Source organism: Cellulophaga sp. BC115SP, assembly GCF_009905545.1.
Taxonomy (GTDB): domain Bacteria; phylum Bacteroidota; class Bacteroidia; order Cytophagales; family Spirosomataceae; genus Flectobacillus; species Flectobacillus rivi.
The window spans coordinates 229,581-252,208 of the sequence record NZ_JAAALB010000005.1 but is presented as its reverse complement, the minus strand read 5'-3'; the positions used below and the strand labels follow the sequence as shown (position 1 = coordinate 252,208).

23 protein-coding genes are annotated in these 22,628 nt (G+C 37.1%); 14 read left to right on the top strand and 9 right to left on the bottom strand.

Features of this window, described 5'->3' with window-relative positions:
- Positions 1 to 330: 330 nt before the first annotated feature.
- The 7 genes from GVN22_RS06560 (at position 331) to GVN22_RS06530 (ending at position 7,399) form a co-directional block, all read left to right on the top strand.
- On the top strand, positions 331 to 2,535 hold the full coding sequence (locus GVN22_RS06560) for a glutamine synthetase III (RefSeq protein ID WP_166550233.1): 2,205 nt from the start codon (positions 331 to 333) through the stop codon (positions 2,533 to 2,535).
- Positions 2,536 to 2,617: 82 nt separating this feature from the next.
- A complete protein-coding gene (locus GVN22_RS06555) occupies positions 2,618 to 3,181 on the top strand; it encodes a hypothetical protein (protein ID WP_166550232.1) in 564 nt (187 codons plus the stop codon).
- Positions 3,182 to 3,298: 117 nt separating this feature from the next.
- Positions 3,299 to 4,000, top strand: coding sequence for a 16S rRNA (uracil(1498)-N(3))-methyltransferase (locus GVN22_RS06550; protein WP_166550231.1), 702 nt, complete (start codon positions 3,299 to 3,301; stop codon positions 3,998 to 4,000).
- A gap of 40 nt (positions 4,001 to 4,040) precedes the next feature.
- Complete coding sequence (locus tag GVN22_RS06545) at positions 4,041 to 4,715, top strand: DUF4159 domain-containing protein (protein WP_370520397.1); 675 nt, start codon at positions 4,041 to 4,043, stop codon at positions 4,713 to 4,715.
- 181 nt (positions 4,716 to 4,896) lie between these two features.
- Complete coding sequence (locus GVN22_RS06540; RefSeq protein ID WP_166550230.1) at positions 4,897 to 5,658, top strand: acyl-CoA desaturase; 762 nt, start codon at positions 4,897 to 4,899, stop codon at positions 5,656 to 5,658.
- Positions 5,659 to 5,784: 126 nt separating this feature from the next.
- Complete coding sequence (locus GVN22_RS06535) at positions 5,785 to 6,726, top strand: hypothetical protein (RefSeq protein ID WP_166550229.1); 942 nt, start codon at positions 5,785 to 5,787, stop codon at positions 6,724 to 6,726.
- Positions 6,719 to 7,399 (top strand): ATP-binding cassette domain-containing protein, encoded by a 681-nt coding sequence (locus tag GVN22_RS06530; RefSeq protein ID WP_166550228.1) that lies wholly within the window; start codon positions 6,719 to 6,721, stop codon positions 7,397 to 7,399. Before GVN22_RS06535 ends, GVN22_RS06530 begins: the two co-directional genes overlap by 8 nt.
- 25 nt (positions 7,400 to 7,424) lie before the next feature.
- On the opposite strand, the gene GVN22_RS06525 is transcribed toward GVN22_RS06530, so the two are convergent.
- Both GVN22_RS06525 and GVN22_RS06520 read right to left on the bottom strand, forming a co-directional pair.
- Positions 7,425 to 8,726 carry a dihydrolipoamide acetyltransferase family protein gene (locus GVN22_RS06525; protein ID WP_166550227.1) on the bottom strand — a complete coding sequence of 434 codons (1,302 nt, stop codon included), beginning with the start codon at positions 8,724 to 8,726 and terminating at the stop codon, positions 7,425 to 7,427.
- 99 nt (positions 8,727 to 8,825) lie between these two features.
- Positions 8,826 to 10,064 (bottom strand): competence/damage-inducible protein A, encoded by a 1,239-nt coding sequence (locus tag GVN22_RS06520; RefSeq protein ID WP_166550226.1) that lies wholly within the window; start codon positions 10,062 to 10,064, stop codon positions 8,826 to 8,828.
- Between the two features lie 277 nt (positions 10,065 to 10,341).
- Here GVN22_RS06520 and GVN22_RS06515 point away from each other — a divergent pair, with 277 nt between their 5' ends.
- The 3 genes from GVN22_RS06515 (at position 10,342) to GVN22_RS06505 (ending at position 12,696) form a co-directional block, all read left to right on the top strand.
- Positions 10,342 to 11,070 (top strand): DUF4197 domain-containing protein, encoded by a 729-nt coding sequence (locus tag GVN22_RS06515; protein ID WP_166550225.1) that lies wholly within the window; start codon positions 10,342 to 10,344, stop codon positions 11,068 to 11,070.
- Between the two features lie 135 nt (positions 11,071 to 11,205).
- Positions 11,206 to 11,559, top strand: a complete 354-nt coding sequence (gene gldC, locus GVN22_RS06510; protein ID WP_166550224.1) for a gliding motility protein GldC — start codon at positions 11,206 to 11,208, stop codon at positions 11,557 to 11,559.
- Between the two features lie 105 nt (positions 11,560 to 11,664).
- Positions 11,665 to 12,696 carry a DUF255 domain-containing protein gene (locus GVN22_RS06505; protein ID WP_166550223.1) on the top strand — a complete coding sequence of 344 codons (1,032 nt, stop codon included), beginning with the start codon at positions 11,665 to 11,667 and terminating at the stop codon, positions 12,694 to 12,696.
- A gap of 59 nt (positions 12,697 to 12,755) precedes the next feature.
- Here the strand turns inward: GVN22_RS06505 and GVN22_RS06500 are convergent, their stop codons facing one another.
- The 5 genes from GVN22_RS06500 to GVN22_RS06480 all read right to left on the bottom strand — a co-directional run bounded on the left by GVN22_RS06500 (position 12,756) and on the right by GVN22_RS06480 (position 17,016).
- Complete coding sequence (locus GVN22_RS06500; RefSeq protein WP_166550222.1) at positions 12,756 to 13,304, bottom strand: tetratricopeptide repeat protein; 549 nt, start codon at positions 13,302 to 13,304, stop codon at positions 12,756 to 12,758.
- Positions 13,305 to 13,328: 24 nt separating this feature from the next.
- Positions 13,329 to 13,682 (bottom strand): MmcQ/YjbR family DNA-binding protein, encoded by a 354-nt coding sequence (locus GVN22_RS06495; RefSeq protein WP_166550221.1) that lies wholly within the window; start codon positions 13,680 to 13,682, stop codon positions 13,329 to 13,331.
- A gap of 11 nt (positions 13,683 to 13,693) precedes the next feature.
- Positions 13,694 to 13,882, bottom strand: a complete 189-nt coding sequence (locus tag GVN22_RS06490) for a DUF6728 family protein (RefSeq protein ID WP_166550220.1) — start codon at positions 13,880 to 13,882, stop codon at positions 13,694 to 13,696.
- Between the two features lie 79 nt (positions 13,883 to 13,961).
- On the bottom strand, positions 13,962 to 16,010 hold the full coding sequence (gene ispG, locus GVN22_RS06485; RefSeq protein WP_166550219.1) for a (E)-4-hydroxy-3-methylbut-2-enyl-diphosphate synthase: 2,049 nt from the start codon (positions 16,008 to 16,010) through the stop codon (positions 13,962 to 13,964).
- A gap of 145 nt (positions 16,011 to 16,155) precedes the next feature.
- A complete protein-coding gene (locus GVN22_RS06480) occupies positions 16,156 to 17,016 on the bottom strand; it encodes a sugar phosphate nucleotidyltransferase (protein ID WP_166550218.1) in 861 nt (286 codons plus the stop codon).
- Positions 17,017 to 17,706: 690 nt separating this feature from the next.
- On the opposite strand from GVN22_RS06480, the gene GVN22_RS06475 reads away from it, so the two are divergent.
- From GVN22_RS06475 to GVN22_RS06460, 4 genes are all read left to right on the top strand, one after another.
- Positions 17,707 to 18,126: a 6-carboxytetrahydropterin synthase gene (locus GVN22_RS06475; protein WP_166550217.1), complete on the top strand. Its 420-nt coding sequence runs from the start codon at positions 17,707 to 17,709 to the stop codon at positions 18,124 to 18,126.
- A complete protein-coding gene (folE, locus tag GVN22_RS06470; RefSeq protein ID WP_166550216.1) occupies positions 18,086 to 18,787 on the top strand; it encodes a GTP cyclohydrolase I FolE in 702 nt (233 codons plus the stop codon). Before GVN22_RS06475 ends, folE begins: the two co-directional genes overlap by 41 nt.
- Before the next feature lie 107 nt (positions 18,788 to 18,894).
- A complete protein-coding gene (locus GVN22_RS06465; RefSeq protein WP_166550215.1) occupies positions 18,895 to 19,596 on the top strand; it encodes an SDR family NAD(P)-dependent oxidoreductase in 702 nt (233 codons plus the stop codon).
- A 99-nt stretch (positions 19,597 to 19,695) separates the two neighbouring features.
- Positions 19,696 to 20,616: an SPFH domain-containing protein gene (locus GVN22_RS06460; RefSeq protein WP_166550214.1), complete on the top strand. Its 921-nt coding sequence runs from the start codon at positions 19,696 to 19,698 to the stop codon at positions 20,614 to 20,616.
- Between the two features lie 31 nt (positions 20,617 to 20,647).
- Here the strand turns inward: GVN22_RS06460 and GVN22_RS06455 are convergent, their stop codons facing one another.
- Positions 20,648 to 21,514: an alpha/beta fold hydrolase gene (locus GVN22_RS06455; RefSeq protein ID WP_166550213.1), complete on the bottom strand. Its 867-nt coding sequence runs from the start codon at positions 21,512 to 21,514 to the stop codon at positions 20,648 to 20,650.
- Entirely contained in the window at positions 21,465 to 22,448 is a 984-nt protein-coding gene (locus GVN22_RS06450; RefSeq protein WP_166550212.1) for a cation diffusion facilitator family transporter, read from the bottom strand. The genes GVN22_RS06455 and GVN22_RS06450 overlap by 50 nt, the downstream gene beginning before the upstream one ends.
- Between the last annotated feature and the right edge of the window lie 180 nt (positions 22,449 to 22,628).

Sequence of the window (22,628 nt, the reverse complement as noted above, 5' to 3'; positions counted from 1 at the left end):
TGCAAAATAATTTCGATATTTATTAAAATAATACAATTTTTTCTTAAAAGATTTTATTTTGAATTCATTTGATGGTTTGTACTTAAGCCTGAATTGATGATTTTTTCATTTTTTTTCAGAATACTAGATGTTTTTTAAACTACTTTTAAAGTAATAATGCAATTATTATGGATATAGTATATGTATAATAGACTAGATTTTACAGAAAAGCTAAAACCATATTAGGGTATTTATACGGGTTTCTGAAAAAATCCTGATTGTTTTTATGAATCTATTGTCTATTTTTGGATTGCAAACAATTTTGTCAACCAAAATTCATATTTTCAAATTATGGCAATAGCAAGATTTAAAGCTCTTGAATTGGCTCAGTCACGCCAGACTGTCCCTGTTAAAGTGCCTACTGAAAAAGTAACTGACTTTTATGGCAGTAATACTTTTAATGACGAAGTGATGCGCTCGCTCCTTAGTCCAGAAGCATATCTCAAAATTACCAACGCTATCCAAGATGGGAAGAAGATAGACCGTGAGGCGGCCGATGAGGTAGCAGCAGCGATGAAATCTTGGGCACTTTCAAAAGGTGCAACACACTATACTCACTGGTTTCAACCATTGACGGGTACTACCGCGGAGAAACACGATGCGTTTTTTGATGTAACTCATACGGGAAAAGCAATTGAGAAATTTAAGGGTAGTGCTTTGGTTCAACAAGAGCCAGATGCATCTTCATTCCCAAATGGAGGTATCCGTTCTACTTTCGAAGCTCGTGGCTACACTGCATGGGATCCTTCTTCTCCTGCTTTCATTATGGAAAACACCGCTGGTACTGCCACGCTGTGTATTCCTTCGGTATTTGTTTCTTACACTGGTGAGGCGCTTGACTACAAAACTCCTTTGTTGAAATCAATTGAGTTAATCGACAAGGCGGCTACTAAAGTAATGAATGAGTACTTTAGTCGTGATGTATCTAAAGTAACCGTTACCTTAGGTGCTGAGCAAGAATATTTCTTGGTGGATGAAGCATTATATAATGCTCGTCCAGACTTGATGATGGCAGGTCGTACCGTTTTCGGACATTCTCCAGCAAAAGGTCAGCAATTGGAAGATCACTATTTTGGTTCGATTCCTTCAAGAATCAATGCCTTTATGGTTGACTTTGAATTGGAAGCCTTGAAATTGGGTATGCCAGTGCGTACACGTCACAATGAAGTAGCACCAGCTCAATTTGAGGTAGCACCGACATTCGAAGAAGTTAACTTGGCTTGTGATCACAATGCGTTGTTGATGGACTTGATGAACAAAGTGGCTGCTAAACACAAATTAAGAGTGTTGTTCCACGAAAAACCATTTGCGGGTATCAACGGTTCGGGTAAACACAATAACTGGTCTTTGGGTACAGATACAGGTATTAACTTGTTAGGACCTTCGACTAAACCGAAAGAAAACCTTCGTTTCTTGACGTTCTTTGTAAATACCATCAAAGCAGTACACGATCATGCAGACTTGTTGAGAGCCTCTATCGCTACTTCTGGTAACGAACACCGTTTGGGTGCAAACGAAGCTCCTCCTGCGATTATCTCTATTTTCATTGGTACCGAAATGAGTCGTGTATTAAATGATTTAGAAAACCTTTCTGACTTGAACGATATTAAGTTAGAAAAGGGAGATAATGTGTATTTGCGTTTGGGTATCAACAAAATTCCTGCATTGTTGTTGGACAATACCGACCGTAACCGTACTTCTCCATTTGCCTTTACTGGTAACAAATTCGAATTCCGTGCAGTTGGTTCATCAGCGAACTCAGCTTCACCAATGACGATTTTGAATACCATTATGGCAAACCAATTAATCAAATTTAGAGAGGAAGTAGATGTTATCCTCGAAAAAGGAATTAAGAAGGAATTAGCTATTGTAGAGGTATTGAAGAAATACGTGAAGGAAACTAAACGTATTTTGTTTGAAGGAAATGGCTATTCTGACGAGTGGGTAGAGGAAGCAGCAAGTCGTGGCTTGTCTAATTTGAAAACTACTCCAGAGGCGTTGGCTAAATATATTGAGCCTTCTGCTATCGAGTTGTTTACCAAATACAGCATCTTCAGTGAGACAGAAATGCACGCGCGTTTTGAAATCGAATTAGAGAACTACATGAAGAAAGTACAAATCGAGTCTCGTGTAATGGGCGATTTGGCAATCAATCACGTGGTTTCTACTTCATTGAAATACCAAACACAATTGGTAGATAACGTTCGTGGACAAAAAGAAATCGGTATCGATCCGCAGTATTATGCTCCTACGGTAGAGATGATTAAGAAGATTTCGCAGTACACGTCAAAAATCACTACTTTGGTAGATGAAATGACTGAAGCTCGTAAAGAAGCAAACAACTTAGAAGATGCTTACGAACGTGCTAAAATGTACAGTGACAAAATCAAAAATTATTTTGAAGAAATCCGTTATTGCGTTGACAAGCTTGAATTAATTGTTGACGACGATGAATGGCCTTTACCAAAATACCGTGAGTTATTGTTAATTCGATAATTTTAATGCCCTCTATTCTCAAATAGAGGGCATTTTTCTTATATTTGACAAAACATTAAGAAAATCTATTAAAGTTAAAATTATGGCACAACCAAAAAATTTAGGGTTTGACCCAGCCGAAATCGCTCAATTAAAGCAAGAATGCCAAGAAGCTGGTCAAAAATTTGTGTACTTCGAAGACGAGCTAAATGATGAACCAGACAATGTTGAAGAGTTTGTTCATGTTCAATTTGTAGGTGAATACAAAGGCCAAGAAGTAATTTATGATGCTGTGCTTTACACGTTGCGCTTGCATTATAGTAGCGTTGTATTTGAAGCTGCCGAGAAAAAAGCAGTGAAGGCATTTCCTAAATACGTGCCAATGGATCAACGTTCGGCTAAATACAAACCTAATGAGGCACTTGATGAGGAAGTAGATATTTTCATCGCAGAGATAATCGATGAAATGGAGGAAAATGAGGAAATCAAGTTATCTGAACATATTGAAATCGATGAAGAATTTGAATATGGTATCGGCATTGACGTATGTTTGAATGTAGATGAAATCACAGAAGAAGTGGTAATTAAGTTTGTCGATGATTTCTTGACTGGAAGTATCAGACTTGATCCAACGCTTTATTCATTCAAAACTGATCACGACGAATAACACAAAGCATGGTCAAAAAGCAAGGTCGCAAAGCTAAAGAACAGGTTTTTGCGACCTTGTTTGTTTGGAATCAACCGAACATTACACACTAAAGCATCAAGTTTAACAGAGAGTGGAATGAATTTATTTTATCAACCAGAAATTCAAAAATTACAACAACTCAGTGAAGAAGAGTCTCGTCACGCCATTAAGGTATTACGTTTGAAAGAAAGAGACGAAATTCATGTAATAGATGGAGTAGGGGGATTATATCGATGTGAAATAAGTAAAGCACATGATAAAAAATGTGAGTTTCGCATTTTAGAAACAAAGCAGGGTTTTGGACAACAACCTTATCGTTTTCACTTGATTATAGCACCAACCAAAAATTTGGATAGGATAGAGTGGATGGTTGAGAAATGTGTCGAGATAGGTATTGATGAAATATCTTTTATCCAAACCCGTTATTCTGAAAGAAAGGAAATTAAAATACCGAGAATTGAAAAAGTGGCCATTGGCGCCATGAAACAATCTTTAAAAGCATATTTACCCAAAATTAATGAGATTCAAACATGGAAAAACTTTCTGAGTAAACTTCCAGAAGCTGATTTTCATGTTATTGCGCATTTGGAGGAGGGCGAAAGGACTTTGTTGAAAGATATTCCAATGCAAAAACAAAGCATTTGTGTGCTAATTGGTCCTGAAGGTGACTTTTCACCAGAAGAAATCCAACAAGCTTTAAGCAAAGGATTTAAACCCGTAAGTCTTGGCGAAAGTCGTTTGAGAACCGAAACCGCAGGTTTAGTAGCTTGTCATACAGCGAATTTATTGAATCAATAACATATACAATCCGTACATTTAACTACGATATTTAGACAATATGATGCGATTTAGACACCTTGCTTGCATTGTACTCGGAATTGTACTTTTCCTAGGATTTAAACCTGCCTATTCTCAAGCATCTTTCAAGATTGCTAAAATGAAATATGGCGGTGGTGGCGACTGGTACTGTAACAAGACATCTCTCGGAAACCTCATTAAGTACTGCAATAGCAACTTGCGAATGAACATCTTTCCTGAAGAAGATATTGTAGAGCCTGGTAGTCCCGAATTGTTTACCTATCCCTTTGTGCACATGACTGGGCATGGAAACGTGGTATTCTCAGAATCGGAGGCTCGCAACTTAAGAAAATATCTGTTGAGCGGAGGTTTTTTACACATAGATGACAATTATGGGCTCGACAAATTCGTTCGTAGAGAAATGAAAAAGGTATTTCCTGAGCTAAATTTTGTGGAATTGCCCTATAACCATCCAATCTATTCTCAAAAGTTCAAATTTACCAATGGTTTGCCTAAGGTTCATGAACACGATGGAAAAGCACCACAAGGTTTTGGTCTGATTTGGGAAGGAAGACTAATTTGTTTTTATAGCTATGAATGCGATTTAGGTAATGGTTGGGAAGACCAATCTGTGTATAATGACCCAGAGCCAATTCGCCAAAGAGCCTTACAGATGGGGGCTAATCTTTTATCATTTGCCTTGACTTCTTTTTAGGAAAAAATAGCCTGTATAAATGGGAGGTTAATGAGAAGAAATTTGTACTTTTCCTGAAAAGCATACGATTAAACCCGACTAAATTTGAAAGAAAAATGACATTTGTCAGAATAATTAATGATTAAAACAATTTAGAACAACAAAGAGTATATTTGTTGTAACATTTAAACAACTTTTACACATGCAATTGGTATTACCCGCATTCATCATTCACTGGTATTTGTCATTGTTTAGCCAAACATTTTTCTTGCACCGTTACTCGGCGCACAAAATGTTTTTGATGAACAAGTTCTGGGAGCGCTTTTTCTATTTTTTGACTTACGTTTCTCAAGGTTCTTCTTATTTGAGCCCTCGTGCTTATGCGATCTTGCACCGAATGCACCACGCATTCAGCGATACCGAGAAGGATCCTCACTCACCTCATTTTTCGAGTAATGTGTTCACAATGATGTGGAAAACGAAAGACATTTACAATGCACTTTTGAATAGCAAAACAAAAATTGAAGAACGTTTTGACCACAACTATCCTTACTCAAATTTTATTGAGAAGTTAGGGGATAGCTGGATGTCGCGAGTTGGTTGGGGAGTTGCTTATTCTGTGTTTTATATCGTTGCATTTGTTTACTTCGATATGCACTGGGCATTCTTCTTTTTATTGCCAATCCACTTCTTGATGGGACCAATCCACGGTGCTATCGTTAACTGGTCTGGTCATAAGTATGGATACCAAAATTTTGATAACCATGATAAATCAAGAAACTCATTGATTTTTGATTTCTTGATGTTGGGTGAATTGTTCCAAAATAACCACCACAAATTGCCTAACAGCATGAACTTTGGTGCAAAATGGTACGAAATCGACCCTACATATCCAGTAATTAAAGTTTTGACTTGGTTGAGAATCATTCGTCCGAATGTAAAACCAGCAGATGCGCAATTCTAATTTAGAAAAAGAATAAACTTTTGAGGCTATCCAATCAAATGGATAGCCTTTTTTTGTAATTATCTGTTGATGTTTGCGACTCATAGGATATTAGATTCTTTGATTCAATGACAAAATGAGTGTTTTATGATACAAAAGATATGCTTTCTCAGATACAGACAATTACTTTCGATTCTTCAAAAAACGGGATGGGTATATACTTTTCTAGCTATGTGTTTGCTGCTAGGTTTGTTTCTGCAACTGATTGGGAGTTCGAAATCAAGTCCTTTGTGGATTCTCATTCTTCCTTTTTCAATTATCCCTTTTCACCAAAACCGAAAGGATAAGCGACTACTACAGCAAATTTTCTTAGAAAAAACATGGCTCGTGTATCTTTTCGAGTACGAAATACTTACAATTCCGTTTGTTGTGTGGAATGTACTTTGGAGTCAAAATTGGGTATTTGGGAGTTTAACAGTTGGAATTGTGGCACTGCTGGCAAGATTTCAACCTAATGTTGAACTCAATTGGCGTGTTATTCGATTGAAACACGCATGGATTCCTCCCTCTCAGTTTGAATGGCGAGCCCACTTTCGACAAAATGGTTGGGGAATTTATGGACTCTATCTTTTAACAATCGTAATTGGGGTATGGCATTGGGCAGGTTTTATAGGAATCGGCTTGGTGACAATTAGTCTGGCAGGTTGTTTTAATTATTGTGAAAGCCTATTAATCTTAAAATTAGACCACCAGAGTGCTCGTGACTTTTTAAAGACAAAAATACTTTCTCAGTTTTTCCTTTTTACGAAGTTCATAGCACCATTGGTACTTTGGTATTTATTCCGATTTCCAGAACATTGGTTGGCTTATCTGATTTTACTACTCTTTTATTGTCTCAACTTTACCATATTTATTTTGAATAAATACAAATCATATATCCCCAACGAATCGGTTACATCGGGGAAAGTTTATGTTGGAATGATTTTGTTGGGAATGTTACTGCCTTATTTCTTCCCAATTTCTATCGTACTTTTTGTCGTATTCTATCCAAAAGCTATCAGAAACCTTCAAACCTACTTTTATGCTTAGTATCAATCATCTTAGTTTTTCGTATGAGGAAAACCTTGTTTTAGAAAATGTATCATTTGAGGTCAAAAATGGAGAAATATTGGGCATTTTGGGCTTGAATGGAGCAGGAAAATCCACATTGTTGAACTTGGTTGCAGGCTTTTTACCATTAGCACAAGGAACGATTCAGTTTCAAAATGCACCATTAAGTCAGCAATCAATTGCAATGCTCGAAACGCATAATTATTTCTATCCGCACCTAACGGCACAAGAGTACCTTCATATTTTTATAAAAAAGGAAAAACTGGTTGATATTCAGGCTTGGGCTACGATGTTGGACATTCCCTTGAACCAAGAAATTGAAAATTTTTCAACAGGTATGAAAAAAAAGCTGGCATTACTAAGCATTTTGATACTTGATAGACCAGTTATGATTTTTGACGAACCTTTTAATGGGCTTGATTTAGAATCTAGTTTTCTGCTCAAAGAAATCATTTTGAAGTTAAAGGCGAAAGGGAAGATTATCCTTTTGACATCACATGTGTTAGAAACACTTACAGGAATATGTGATAGGGTTTTATGGTTAAAAAAAGGAAATGTAGAGCGTATTTTTGAACATGATTCTTTTGGAAATATAGAAAAAATCCTCAAAGAAGATTGGACAAAGTTAGATACTTTGCATCACCTTCTTTGAGGATTGGATATGCTTAAGACGAATCCTAGATAAGATTTCGTTTTGGATCGAATCCTTCTAAATAATCAGACACTCGTTTGACAAATTGTCCACCAAGTGAGCCGTCCACAACGCGGTGGTCGTATGAATGAGAGATAAACATCTTTTGACGAATACCAATTAAATCACCTTGAGGAGTTTCGATAACCGCTGGTTTTTTCTGGATAGCACCAAATGCAATAATCGCTACCTGCGGTTGCATAATGATCGGCGTTCCCATGATGTTACCAAAAGTACCGATATTTGAGATAGTGTAAGTTCCACCTTCAAGATCTTCTGGTCTCAACTTATTTTCACGAGCACGTTGGGTTATATCATTAACTTTCTTGGTCAGACCAATCAAATTGTATGAATCAGCATTATGAATTACTGGTACAATCAAATTGCCATTTGGTAAGGCTACAGCCATACCAATATTGATATTTTTACGATAAATAATTTTATCACCATCCACCGAAGCATTGATTTTTGGAAAATCTTTGATAGCTTTCACCACCGCTTCAATTAAAAGAGGGGTATAGGTAATATTTTCACCATATTCCTTTTTAAAGCTATTTTTGATACCTTCTCTCCACAGCGAAACAGTTGTCATATCAGTTTCCACAAAAGAGGTTACGTGAGGCGCGATGCGTTTTGAGTCAACCATACGGTCGGCAATCATTCTACGCATACGGTCCATTTGCACGATTTCGTCTTGTCCAGAGAAAGTGATAGTAGCAGATTTAGGAGCCTCAGCAACTGGAATTGGAGCTACTTTAGGAGCAATACTTGCAGGATTTTGACGATTTTTTAGGTATGCCAAAATATCATGTTTTGTCACACGACCTTCCGACCCTGTTCCTGCAATTTGAGATAATTCTTGTGCCGAAATTCCTTCTTCGTTAGCGATACTCATCACCAAAGGTGAATAAAAACGGTTTGCTGTATCAAGGGCAACACTCTCTTCAATTGCTTGATTAGTAGGGTCTAAGTTAATTCCCGTAAGCGATTGAATTTCTTGAATTTCCTTTTCGATTGTTTCTGAAACTGGCTCAGAGCTGGCTTCGCCATCAGTTTCAATAATACAGATAGGCTTTCCTATTACGGCAATTTCACCTTCCTGTACCAAGTACTGTTTTACAATCCCACCATGCGATGAAGGTACTTCGGTGTCAATTTTGTCCGTTGCTACCTCCAATAAGTATTCGTCTGCCTCAATGCGTTCGCCAACTTTTTTTAGCCACGAAAGCACTGTAGCCTCCATAATACTCTCACCCATTTTGGGCATAATAATTTCAATTTGAGCCATAATTGTAAGTTTTTTGTTTTGTTTTTGGCTGTAAAGTCTAAATTTCGGTTCTAAGAAAGCTCAAGCCTCATTTTCGGCCGAAAATCCGAAACTGTTCAGTTATTTCAAAACTTTTCTCAATAAATTAAGTATGTTGATAGAAGTTAAATGAATATTTTGCTCTCTAAAGCCTCCCAATTGAAGCTTTTGAGTATATGTCTTATCTTTTGTTGCTACCGCAATCCAAATAGTACCTACGGGTTTGTCTGGTAATCCTCCGTCTGGGCCAGCAATACCACTAGTGGCTAGTCCGAAATCTGTTCCCAGTTTTTGACGTACATTTTCAGACATTTGAATAATGGTTTCTTCAGAGACAGCCCCAAATTGGTCTAAAGTTTCTGGTCTTACACCAAGTTGATTGATTTTAACCGAATTGTCATACGAAATTACGCTACCCCAATAATAACTTGACGAGCCCGCTACTTTGGTAAATTGATGAGCTAAATATCCACCTGTGCAGCTTTCGGCTGTTGAAACTGTAAGACCTTTTTCTTTCAAAAGTCGTCCTATTGCAACTTCTAACTCAATATCTTCTAGTGCATATACAAACTCCTCAATGATAGGAATAAGTTTTTGAACTTCAGAAGCAACTTGAGCCTTTATTTCTTCCTCATTTTCGCCAAAACCTGTAAGTCGCAGTTTGACACTTCCCATCGATGGCAGATAGGCGAGCTTTAAGTTTTCAGGTAAAGCATCTTCCCAATTAGCAATTTTTTCTGCTAAAATAGATTCGCCTATACCGACAGTTCTGATAATTTGATGGAAAATCGTAGGTGTTTTAAAATGACCCTGAAGTCGAGGCAATATTGCATCAGACATCAATCCTTTCATTTCGTAAGGAACCCCAGGCATTGAAATATAGATGACTCCATTTTGTTCAAACCACATACCTGGCGCTGTACCTAGTTTGTTTTGAATATAAGTAGCATTCAGTGGGAGTTCGGCTTGACCTAAATTAAGTCCTGTAACCTCTCGACCTCTTTTTTGGAAAAAAGCTTTTAGGTCGATAAGGGCTTGTTCGTGGACAGCTAGTTCCGTACCGAAATACTTACAAAAAGTTTTTTTAGTAATATCATCTTTTGTTGGACCCAAACCTCCCGTGACCAAAACTACATCTGCACGGCTCGTTGCCTCTGAAAAAATAGTTAGAATTGCCTCTTCTGTGTCACCAACCGAAGACTTTCGGACAGTTTTGATACCAATTTTATCCAATTCTGCACTAATCCATTGTGTATTAGTGTCTGTAATCTGACCATACAGGATTTCATCCCCAATTGTAATAATCTCTGCTTTAATCATTGCTTAAAAGGTTCAAGATGCTTTTGGAACTGATTTATTCAATTTTGTACCGAACAAACCACTCTGATTCGGATAAGCCCTGCTAAGAATTCATTATTTTTGTTCAAAATTACACATTTTCGGCACTTTTGTCGTTTAATTCAAGGGTACAAAACAAAAGATTTTAAAAGAGTCAGGGTTAAAATCTTAGATTTTGTTACTTCTATTCACTCTTAAAGTCTGAAAATGAAAGTAATCGAGAGCCTCAGGTTCTCTCCATTTAAACAACATCTTATTTATGAAAAGAATTCTTATCGCCATCTGCCTAATGGGTACAGTAACTAGTTGTCAATCTCAAAACCTAGGAAATATCTTAAAACAAGCCAATGATGTATTGGCAAATGCAAGTAAGGGAGGTCTTACTTCAGATGAGATAGGTAAAGGCTTAAAGGAAGCGTTGACGGTTGGTATCAAAAACTCATCGGCACAAGCAGGGGCGCTAGATGGATTTTTGGGAAATCAAACCATTAAATTATTGTTTCCACCAGAAGCACAAAAAGTAGAGGCAAAACTTCGTCAAATTGGCTTGGGAAGCGAGTGTGATAAATTTATTACCACTTTAAACAGAGGGGCAGAGAAAGCTGCTGGACAAGCAGTCCCAATTTTTGTGGATGCTATTAGCAAAATGACAATCCAAGATGCGTTGAGTATTTTGAAAGGAGACAAAGACGCTGCGACGCAATACCTAAAGCGTACATCGTCGGATGCGCTGGCTAAAGCATTTGCCCCTATCATGGAAGAATCTATCAATTCGACGGGAGCGACCAAATTGTATGGCGATATTGCGACTACTTATAACAAGATTCCGTTTACGGCTCAAAAGCTAAATCCAGATTTGAAAGGATATGCCACACAAAAGGCAATCGATGGTTTATTTGTGTTGGTAGCACAAGAAGAACAAAAGATTCGTGAGAATCCAGCCGCTCGTGTGACAGACCTTCTCAAAAAAGTATTTGGTTCGAACTAGTTTTTTGTGCTAAATTCGTGGTAAGCTTTTGTTTGAACCAAGCAAACTTTTCGGGTGAAATCGCTGTTTCATTTGAAAGCTTTAATTTTCCAATATAGATACTTGCACAATATTTAAGCAGGTGAAGAATTTATCATGAAAAAATCAGAAATCAATTTTCAAGTAACATTAGACGACCAAAGTATTCCAGAGCAAATTCAGTGGACTGCTACCGAAAACCCTAACGAGGGAATTGAGGAAACAAAATCTATCTTTATTGGTGTTTGGGATCACTACCACAAAGGAACGCTTGCATTACCTTTATGGACTAAAGATATGGATGTACTTGAAATGAAACGTTTCTATATCGAGATGATGGGAAGTATCGCTGAATCTGCGATTCGTGCTACTGGCGATGAAGCCATGGCTATCAAAATCGATGCATTATGTAAAGATTTGAGCCAAACGTTGAAAGAAGAAATGAAAGCAGCTCAACAGCAACAAGCTTAATTTCCTAAAATCAGAAGGCTGATTATGTTGGAGTTTTTCAGCATAATCAGCTTTTTTATTGCAAATGTATTTGTTGTTTCCAACCATATCCCTAATACTTTTACTATGAAAAAAACTTTGCTAAGTATTGCCATTTTGCTGTTGTTAAGTCTTTCTACGATTGCACAACGAGGAGTTAACTTTATTTCTGGAGGAAATTTACGCACCGTTTTTGATTTGGCAAAAGTTCAAAATAAAGCGGTATTCTTGGAAGCTTATGCACCAACTTGTCATGTTTGTATAGCATTTAAACCTACTTTTGAAAATCAGCAAGTAGGAGATATTTATAATAAAAATTACATTTCTTATAAACTGGATATGACCTCGCCAGAGGCGGCTGGTTTTTTACAAAAACAAAATATCTGGATTCCATCCACGCCAACGTTGCTGTTTTTTGACAAGGATGTCAAATTGATGCATGTTGCCATTATGGGAGAAAATACCAATTCACCCGAAGCACTTATTTCATCGGCGATGATTGCGTTGAATCCACAAAAAAGAGCAACTGGCTACAAGGCCATATATCAAAGTGGAAATAGAACGGCTAATTTCTTGATTGATTATGGCTATATGGCGCGTATTTTGAAAGATACCGTGATGAATATTACAGTTTTGAAAACCTATGCAAAGTCGATTCCTACCACTCAATACACCAGTAACGTAAATTTTGCAGTGCTTCAAAAAGCTATTATAGATGATGAAAATCCTCTTTTTGTATACATGATTAATCACCTTGCGGAATTTAATGCTAAGTTTGATAAAAATTTAGTCAAGCAAACGGCTGAGAATATTATCATGTATTCACTATATTCGAGTAGAGGAAGTAAATTTTCATCAGCTAAAATTGCACAAATAAAAGCCAATTTGGCTAAACTTGGTGTGACACAAAAAGCGATTGGTGTTCGTGTGTTTAGAGAGGAAGCAACTGCTTTGTTTAGAGAAGGTAAATCTGCTGAAGCCATTAAAATTTTGGAATCAATCATAGATGCCAAAACTGATAAGGCCAGTTATGCATATCTAAGTAATTTTGTAAAATCGAGAACTTCAGATAAAGCTGCCTTAGCAAAAGCAACAGTTTGGGCTGCAAAAGGACGCTAGAGGAAAGAATTATAGCAAAACAAAAAAGGTGAATGATCTAAAATCATTCACCTTTTTTGTTAAATTTTATGAATATACTCAAAACTTGTTCTTAAAATATAGTCTGAATCTTCGTCTCCTAATTGAACTGCTAGTTGAAAATCTTCAATAGCGCTTTTCCGTTGACCTAATTGGTACCTTGCCATTCCTCGCCATCGTAGTGCTGTTGGATTTTCACTTCTAAAATGCCAATCAGCTTTGTCAAATTCTAAGAATGCACCGTCAAAATCTTCTAATTTGTACAAAATCTTTCCTTTGGTTACATAAGACTCTCCAACTGTATTATCAAAACTCAAAGATTGTTCGATGTCATACAATGCCGAGTACAAATTCCCCAATTGCAAATTACAAAGTGAGCGATAATAATGCGCTTTGGCTGATTTTGGAAAGCGTTTTAGCTTTTCGGTAAAAAAAGAAAGCGCTTCTTTATATTTTCGATGATGAATTAGGTGTTCACCATCTTCTAGCTTCTCTCTATTTTTGATGGTAATAAACTTTTCCTCTAACCAATTGAAAAACATCAAGGTTAGAACAAAAGGTAAAAAGAAAAAGAGGACCAGCCATTCCATAGTACACGAACGATTGCTATTGGTTTATAATTGTGCTAACTCCGTTTGAAGTTTTTTGGTTAAGCCCGATACCACAATATCATAGGAGTGATCTACAAGTTCGGATGCCATCTTCGAAGGAGCTCTTTCAAAATTAACGGTATTCCAATGCTTTTTGTTCATGTGGTAGCCAGGAATAATAAAAGAAAATTCCTCTCTGAGCGAGACAGCTCTTTCGGGGTCACATTTGAGATTTACCGTAAAAATTTCGCTATCAAGTCCTGTTAAGGCAAATATTTTGCCCATAACTTTATATACCAAAGTTTCAGGCCCAAAAGGGAGTTCTTCTGTGACTCCTTTTTTTGAAAGGCAATATTCTCTAAACTGCTCTATATCCATACTAAAATGTATTAACGAATAAAGGCACGATAAATCATGACGATTAAACAAACCAAAAACATCAGAATCGAAATCTTGTTGATGAAGTGCATCGTACGCAAATTGAAGCTTGTCGGTTTCGACGGGTCTGGTTTAGAGAAAACTCTAAGAAAATAACCGAAGGCTTCACCTAATTTGAATTGATCTTTAATACGACTCATGGCTTTTAAAATCTATTGTGAAACAATATTTATTTGAGTGTAATTCTCTGTTAGAACAACAAAGAATTTAATTTTACAATTAAAGTATATCTGCTAATTCGGCACTTTGAGCTGGCTCAAACCATACTCCATCTTCTTTAATTAGCTCAATAAGTTCATCAACCGCACGGTCGGCATGCACAGATTTTTTAACTACTTGCTGTCCACGATACAAAGCAATTTTATCTTTTCCTATTCCTACATAGCCATAATCGGCATCAGCCATTTCGCCAGGACCGTTTACAATACAGCCCATAATTCCGATTTTTACACCTTTTAAATGATCCGTTCTTTTGCGAATCATAGCTGTAGTTTCTTGTAAGTCGAATAAGGTACGACCACACGATGGGCATGAGATATACTCGGTTTTACTCATACGAGTTCGGGCAGCTTGTAGTATTCCAAATGCTGTAGAATTGTAGATTTTTGCGAGGCCTTGAAATTCTGATGCAGGAGTATTTTGGGGTACAGAAAGTATTGCTCCATCGCCTAGGCCATCCACTAACAAACCACCTAAATCCGTTGCTGAAAAGAGTTGGAAATCACTAGTTGACATAGCATCATATTGGCGCCAAATAACAACAGGAAGTTTTATTCCTTGACTTATCAGCTCAAAAAAGAAACGTCTTAAGGCTGGCATTCCGTGCGTATTATTCGTAGAAATTACCAAAACAGCATCTCTTAAAGAAGACAAACTCGAAATCAATTCTGGCTTTAGGTTGTCAATGTTAACTGCAATGAAATTCAAAGAGTTATGTGTTTTCACATTGTCCGAAATTTCCTCAAATGAAATCATTGGGAATAAATTTTCTGGACATTTTTTTTCTAACCAAATTTTGTAGTCAACAATCTCTTTTAATCCCATAGGCAGCATGAAGGTCGATGGGCGTTGTCCTGTGTAAACAAAATCTGCACCTAAATCATTCATTGCCCATTTGTCAGTAGCAGGTAGGTAAAAATGACCAATTGGCTTTAAATCATCATGTTCATTGATCCCCACCTGTGAGTAGTCTGCAATCACTCTTGGAACGTTATGTCCACCAAAAACTGCCACCTCATTGGTCGCTCTTCTGAAATGTTGAAAGGGATTTATTGGCGAATCAAATGCTTCAGAAAGTTCTGTGTTTGCAGGTTTCCAAGCTGGAATCAAGGTAGTGGTTTCGGCACGATGCGTGTATCTGTCGATAAGACTTTTGGCAACTGGTGCTTCAAATTCTGGGTCTTCTGTCAACGAAACACGAACGGTGTCTCCAAGACCATCTTCCAATAAAGTTCCGATTCCGACAGCCGACTTGATACGACCATCTTCACCTTCGCCAGCCTCGGTTACACCAAGATGTAAAGGATAAGGTTTTAGCCCTTCTTCGTCCAACTTTTTACAAAGTAAACGATAAGCTTCAACCATTACTTGTGTATTCGAAGCCTTCATTGATAAGACGATATTGAAGTAATTTTCGTCTTCACAAATTCTCAAAAATTCTAAGGCAGACTCAACCATTCCAAGTGGTGTATCGCCGTATCTACTCAAAATTCTATCACTCAAAGAGCCATGATTGGTACCAATACGCATAGCGGTACCATATTCTTTACAAATTTTAATTAGAGGAACAAACTTATCTCTAATACGTTCTAATTCTGCTTGATACGAAGATTCGGTATAATCAATAGTTTCAAAACGCTTTTTGTCAGCGTAGTTTCCTGGATTGATACGCACTTTTTCTACCAATCTTGCCGCTAATTCTGCAGCATTAGGTGTAAAATGTATATCTGCGACCAATGGAACATTACAACCACGATTACGAAGTTCTTTGCGAATATTCTCTAAATTTTGCGCTTCTTTTACAGAAGGAGCTGTAATACGTACCAACTCACAACCCGACTCCACCATTCTAAGCGTTTGCTCTACCGAACCAATGGTGTCCATAGTATCGATGGTCGTCATAGATTGGATACGAATTGGATATTGCGAGCCCATCCACAAATCTCCAATGTTCACAGAGATTGTTTCGCGACGTTTATATTCGGTAAGAGAAGTACAATACTTGGTTCCTTTTTCGATAAGGTTTACTATTTGAGAGTTATTCGACATAACGAGCTAAAATATAAATTTGATTTTTTGCCAAAACTATTGACTGTACAAATTTAGGGCTTATTGGTAGATTGACAATAAAATACCCCGACTGTTTCTATAACAACAGTCGGGGTAGGAAGGTTATGAATTAAGGCTGAATATTTTAGAAATCGCCAAATTCATCAACTAAATATTTTTGTACCAATGAAATATCACCTTTTGAGGTTAAATCAGGTACATTTTCAGCTACAGGAACGGTGGTTACTAAACCTGGATTCTCTTTTGCCATACGAGTAACGGCACTTGGCAATTCACGTTCGTTACGAATAGGATTGAATGGTTCAGACTGAACATATTTCAAAATGTCATCATATTTGAAGTGAAATACATTCATATTAACACCAATTTGACCAGCTACACGTTTTGCCTCGGCAATTTGTTCGTCGTTAGGTTTTTCTAAAATTTCTACCAAACTACCATCTGCGTTAGTTTTGATAATAGCAAATGCCTTCACACGTTCTGGCTCTACACCTAATGCATCAGCATTATAAGAAACTACAGCATTGGGAATTTCTGCATCCTTCAAAAGCGTTAGCACTGAAACAGAATATAAATTATCAGAGTTACAAACCGTGAAACGTTCGCCTTTCCATTCTGGCGTTTGCTCCAAGGCTTGTTGAATAGCATCGGCTGTTCCAGCTGGCTTTTCACGATCGGGAGCAATTTGCTGCGTAGCGAATTTAAAAGTAAATCCCCATGCTTTTCCTTCCGCTACCAATTGGTCATAGTAAGGTTGTGTAACAGTATCTTTCGGATTTTTGAGAATCAAAACTTCATTATATCCAGCACGATGCGCATTATATAAAAGATAATCCATAAACGGACGACCATCTTTCCCCACGCCAATCATCCCTTTTGGGAGCGTATTTGCTTGTTCGATTAGCTTTTCATCCAAATTTGAATTGCCGTCTGTTTTTTTCATGCGAGAAGACATCCCGCCTGCCATAATCAATAGTTTTGCCATATAAAAAATGCTCGATGAAAGTAGCAATATATTTTTTGAAAATAGTGTTGCTTTCGCCTCAAAAGCGAGGTAATATATTACCGCAAATTTAGGAATAGTTTTGATTTTTTAACTAAACTAATTAAAAAACTCTAATATCCCCAAATTTCGGTTTCTGTGTAAGTTTTGTACCAAAAGTAAAGTGGTTCAGGTACAGGAGTTTGTAAAATAGATTTCCAAAACGATACTTTGATGATACCTGAAATGAAATATCAAAAAATATGCTAGATTCATTATCAGCCCAAACCTTTAGTGAAATAATCTAATTCCTTTGTATCTTTGAATGACTAAATGCAAAATCACTTTTAACCATTACATTGAACAATCTCAATCGATTCTGTGTTTATCATTTTAGAGGGTCATACAAAACCATTGACAGTTTAAAGATATATTTATTTTTGTTTAATCTTTTTGAAATAATTTTAAACAAAATCGAAACCTTTTCTTTGAACTTGCAGTTTGACTCTATGAAAGAACTACTCGCCGATTTAGTTTAAGAGTGTTGCTGACAACCTTTCAGACGACTTTTAAACTTGATGACTAAATCCCCGATAAAATATAGTTTGTTTCAATCGGAGCGAAAGCTCGGGATGTGTCCTGCCCGATATATCCATTTGTCTCTAAATTCACTTTTAAATTAGCAAAATTACAATGAGTGCAAAGCGAGTGGCGGTGTTCCGCAAAGAACACTTCAATGCCGCACATCGCCTTCATAATCCCAATTGGACGGATGAGAAGAACGAGCGAGTTTACGGTAAATGTAACAATCCAACCTTTCATGGTCATAATTATGAATTAATTGTACAAGTGATTGGCGAACTGGATCCTGAAACTGGCTATGTGATTGATATGAAGGTGTTGAGCGATATTATAAAGTTTGAAATCTTGGATAGATTTGATCACAGAAACTTAAACCTTGATACAGAGGAGTTTAAAGATCTTAATCCTTCTGCCGAGAACATTGCTATTGTTATTTACGACATTCTCAGAAACAAACTAAACCCAAACTTGGATATTAAAATCAGATTATATGAAACAGAACGAAACTTTGTTGAATACCCTGTTGGATAATAATGGAAAATTATTGCTAACTGATGAAGAAATTGGCGATGACCACATTGCGACTTCTGTAGATACACCTATGCGTGCTGATGCCTTCGAGTTGAGTGATGAAGAAAAAATAGCTCAAATTGAATATCATTTCAGACAAATTATGGAAACCTTAGGTCTGGATTTGACTGATGATTCATTGAAAGGTACGCCAAAACGTGTAGCAAAAATGTACGTCAAAGAAATTTTTAGTGGTTTAGACCCTAAAAATAAACCTTCTATTGCGTTGTTTGAAAATAAATATCAATACAATGAAATGTTGGTTGAAAAAAATATTTCTTTCTATTCAAACTGCGAACACCACTTTGTACCAATTTTTGGCAAGGCTCATGTGGCTTATATCGCTGAAGGAAAGGTAGTTGGTTTGTCAAAGCTAAATAGAATTGTTCAGCATTATGCAAAGCGCCCGCAGGTACAAGAGCGCTTGACAGTACAGATTGCTAGGGATTTACAAGAAATTTTGGGTACTGAGAATGTAGCTGTAATGATTGATGCAAAGCACCTTTGTGTAGCCTCTCGTGGTGTAAAAGATGATACTTCATCGACGGTTACAAGCTATTATGGAGGCAAATTTCAGGAAGAAAGTGTACGTCAGGAGTTTTTGAAATATATAGGAATCTAGAAAGTAGGTCGTTTATTTCTTGAAATTTAAACAAAAAAAGGCATTTGAAGTTTATACTTTGAATGTCTTTTTTTGTTTAAAAGAATTTTGAAAACACTCCACAAAATATGATAAAGAATTATTTAGTTATTGGTGCAAGTTCAGGTATAGGTGAGGCAATCGCTTTGGAATTGCTTAAAGAAGGACATCAAGTTTTTTCTGCTTCTAGAAATACACCAAAGATAGAAGGGATTACTCATTTGACTTGGGATGCAAGTTCTCCAGATGCCTCAATTTTTAGCCAATTGCCTGAGTCACTGGACGGACTGGTATATTGTCCTGGTACAATCAATTTGAAACCCATCAATCGATTGACTTTGGATGACTTTAAAAATGATTTTCAGATAAACTTAGTAGGAGCTGTATCCGTCATACAGGCGGTGTTGCCTAAGCTGAAAAAAGCAGATGGTGCATCAATAGTGTTATTTAGTACCGTCGCCTCCAAAATAGGCATGGGGTTTCATGCATCAGTGGCAGCCTCAAAAGGAGCTGTTGAAGGATTGACAAAATCGTTAGCCGCTGAGTTATCGCCTGTAAAAATTCGAGTAAACTGCGTGGCACCATCCTTGACGGATACACCTCTAGCGAAAAATTTGCTTTCTACAGAAGAGAAAAAAGAAGCCTCCAACAAGCGCCATCCACTTGGCAGAGTTGGTACAGCTGAGGACATAGCTCGCATTTCTACCTTTTTATTAAGTGATTCAGCCTCATGGGTTACAGGACAGATTATTGGCGTGGATGGAGGTATGGGAAGCATTAAAGGTGCATAAATTTGAAATATTATTATCGACTTTGGTATTTTTTCTGTAAAATTGAAACAGCATATTCGTCCGAGTGTGCTGTTTTTTTTAACCTATAATATTACAACTATGTCGTTTTTACTTGTCTTATTAGTTATTGCCTTCCCTCTGTTGGCGCTTTCGTTTGCTATTGTAAACCAAGGAACTGTCGCAGTAGTGACTATTTTTGGGAAATATCAGCGAATTATGACGCCAGGGCTAAACTTCAAAATCCCTTTTGTTGAAGCAATCTTTAAAAAAATCTCTATTCAAAGTCGTTCGATTGAACTCGAATTTCAAGCTATTACTGCTGATCAAGCCAATGTGAATTTTAAAGCCATGTTGGTGTATGCCGTAATGAATCAAGAGGAGGAAACGATTAAAAATGTGGCGTTTAAGTTTATGGATGAGCGCTCTTTTATGCAAGCCTTGATTCGTACCATTGAAGGTACAATTCGTGCTTTGGTAGCAACTAAGCGTCAAGCTGAGGTACTTGGGCTGAGAAGCGAAATCGTGATTCAGGTAAAGGAGCATATCGATAATACACTCGAAACATGGGGGTATCATTTGATTGATTTGCAACTGAATGATATTGCCTTTGATGAGGCGATTATGCGCTCGATGGCACAAATTGTGGCATCAAATAACTTAAAAGCTGCTGCCGAAAACGAAGGCCAGGCTTTGTTAATTACCAAAACAAAAGCAGCGGAAGCAGAAGGAAATGCCATTCGTATTGCAGCAGAGGCTGAAAAGGTGGCAGCACAATTACGTGGTCAAGGGGTTGCTTTGTTCCGTGAGGAGGTAGCTAAAGGTATGGCAGAATCGGCTAAGGTGATGAAAGATAACCAACTGGATGCGTCACTTATTTTGTTCTCTATGTGGACTGAAGCCATTAAGCATTTTGCAGAACAAGGAAAAGGAAACGTGATTTTCTTGGATGGTTCTACCGAAGGAATGGAAAAAAATATGAAACAACTTACGGCTTTACAACAGCTTAAAGAAGTAAAATAAATCAAAAACCGTAGACTTTAATGCTTAAGGTCTACGGTTTTAATAACAATTCTTTTATCAAATCCTTTCTTTCTGCGGTCAATAAATGCCCATTATCTGGTAGATAAATAAATAGTTTGGGCGCTTCAGTAATCATTGAATCCAAATAGGCTCCATTTCGGGTATCAATAATCCAATCTTTCCCTCCCTGCAAAATAACCACTGGGCAGTGTATTTTACGCCAATCATTTTCTAAGTTCAATAGTTGTTTTTGGTGATCAAACTTTTCTTCACTGGCTCTATTTACATAATAGGGCAAGAAAAATTTCACAAAATCCGAATTTACAGGTTTCGAGAACCACCAGTATTTCTCTAATTTTGGCGCACAAGCTGGTGAAATTAGAAACAGTTTTTTGACCAAATTGGGATAATCCATCGCTAATTTGGCGGCAATGGCAGCTCCATACGAACGTCCCACTACCGTAATTTCGTAGTCAGGATACTTTTTAAGTAACTCATAAAATGCTTTTGCCTGCTCATCTATGGATACCAACTTTTTATCAGAGTGATTATACCCGAATCGGTCCGCAGCTACGATTTTAAATTCCTTCAATAGCAACGAGTCGTTCAAATAATCTTTGTACCCAAACCATGCACCAGGTGCTCCATGTATAAGAAATAGCAGTTTGTGACTGACGTTGGTTGATTGAGCAAAATATATTTTTTTATGCTCATATTCTGCATAACTAAAGTCGGGCTTGGGAGGCAATGCCGCATAGTATTCATCTACTTGGCTGGTGCTCATCGTAAAACCTTGTAAACAACCACTCAGACCTAATATACTACAGACAAATGCCAATAAAATAAGGCTATATGCTTTCAATGAAGTGTTTTTGATTAAGCGATAAATTGACTTCATTCCATTCAATATTTTTGGAAACAGGAAACTTTCTTATAGGACAATCCTGCACTTTACAATAGTAACAGCAATCGTCTAAACATGGGTCGGCATGAATGAATATTTCTACATTACCTTGAAATTCAGCGCCTAAAATATCCTCAAATTCATGCACATTGGCATGTACAACTTCAAGATTATAGTAACGTGGCAAAGTGATATGGCAGTCAATATGAAGGTCGGCACCGTAGTGTTGGATTCTCAAATTATGAATATCTATCCATTCAGATTTTTTATTATTTTTCAAAATTTGGACTACTTTCTCCAATGTTTCTTGGTCGGTCTCGTCCATTAAGCCACCTATTGATTTTCGCATGATTTTTATCCCACTCCAACCCATATAAAGTGCAAATATTACAGAAGCTACACCATCCACCCAAGCAGATTTGGTGAATACGACTAACGCAACGGCTGTAATCAATATGACACCACTTTGGGCATCTAATTTGAGGTGCTTTCCGTCGGCTATTAAAGTTGGAGACTGATATTTAATACCTTCTTTTTCAATGTAATATCCTAAAAACCAATTGACAATAACGCCAGAAATAATAATGCCTAAGCCCAAGGGAAGGTCAGAAAGAGGCTGTGGGTTAAAGAAGTTTTGTACCGCATGAAATATGATAAAGATACTCGCCAAGACAATCAAAACACCTTCTAGTCCTGCCGAAAAAAATTCAATTTTTCCATGCCCATACGGGTGGTTAAGGTCTTTGGGCTGTGAAGCTAGGTAGATGGCATAAAAAGCAAATCCGCTAGCTACTACATTAATGATTGATTCAAGGGCATCTGTCAGAATAGCACTTGAATAGGTCATATAATAGGCCACAAATTTGACTATCATTAAAAAAGTACTAACTACAAACGAAGCTAGGATAATCCGATATTTAGGGGTCATGGTATTGTAAGAATTTCCACAAAGGTACTGAAAGGGAGTTGATTACTGGTTGAGGAAGCTTTATTTATCCTTTACCATTTTGAAAAAAACACGACTCCAATTTTCTTTTAAGCCTTCAGTTTGTCAAACGAAAAATATAGGGAATGATTTAGAAAACCGAATCGATTTCGGAATAGTTCA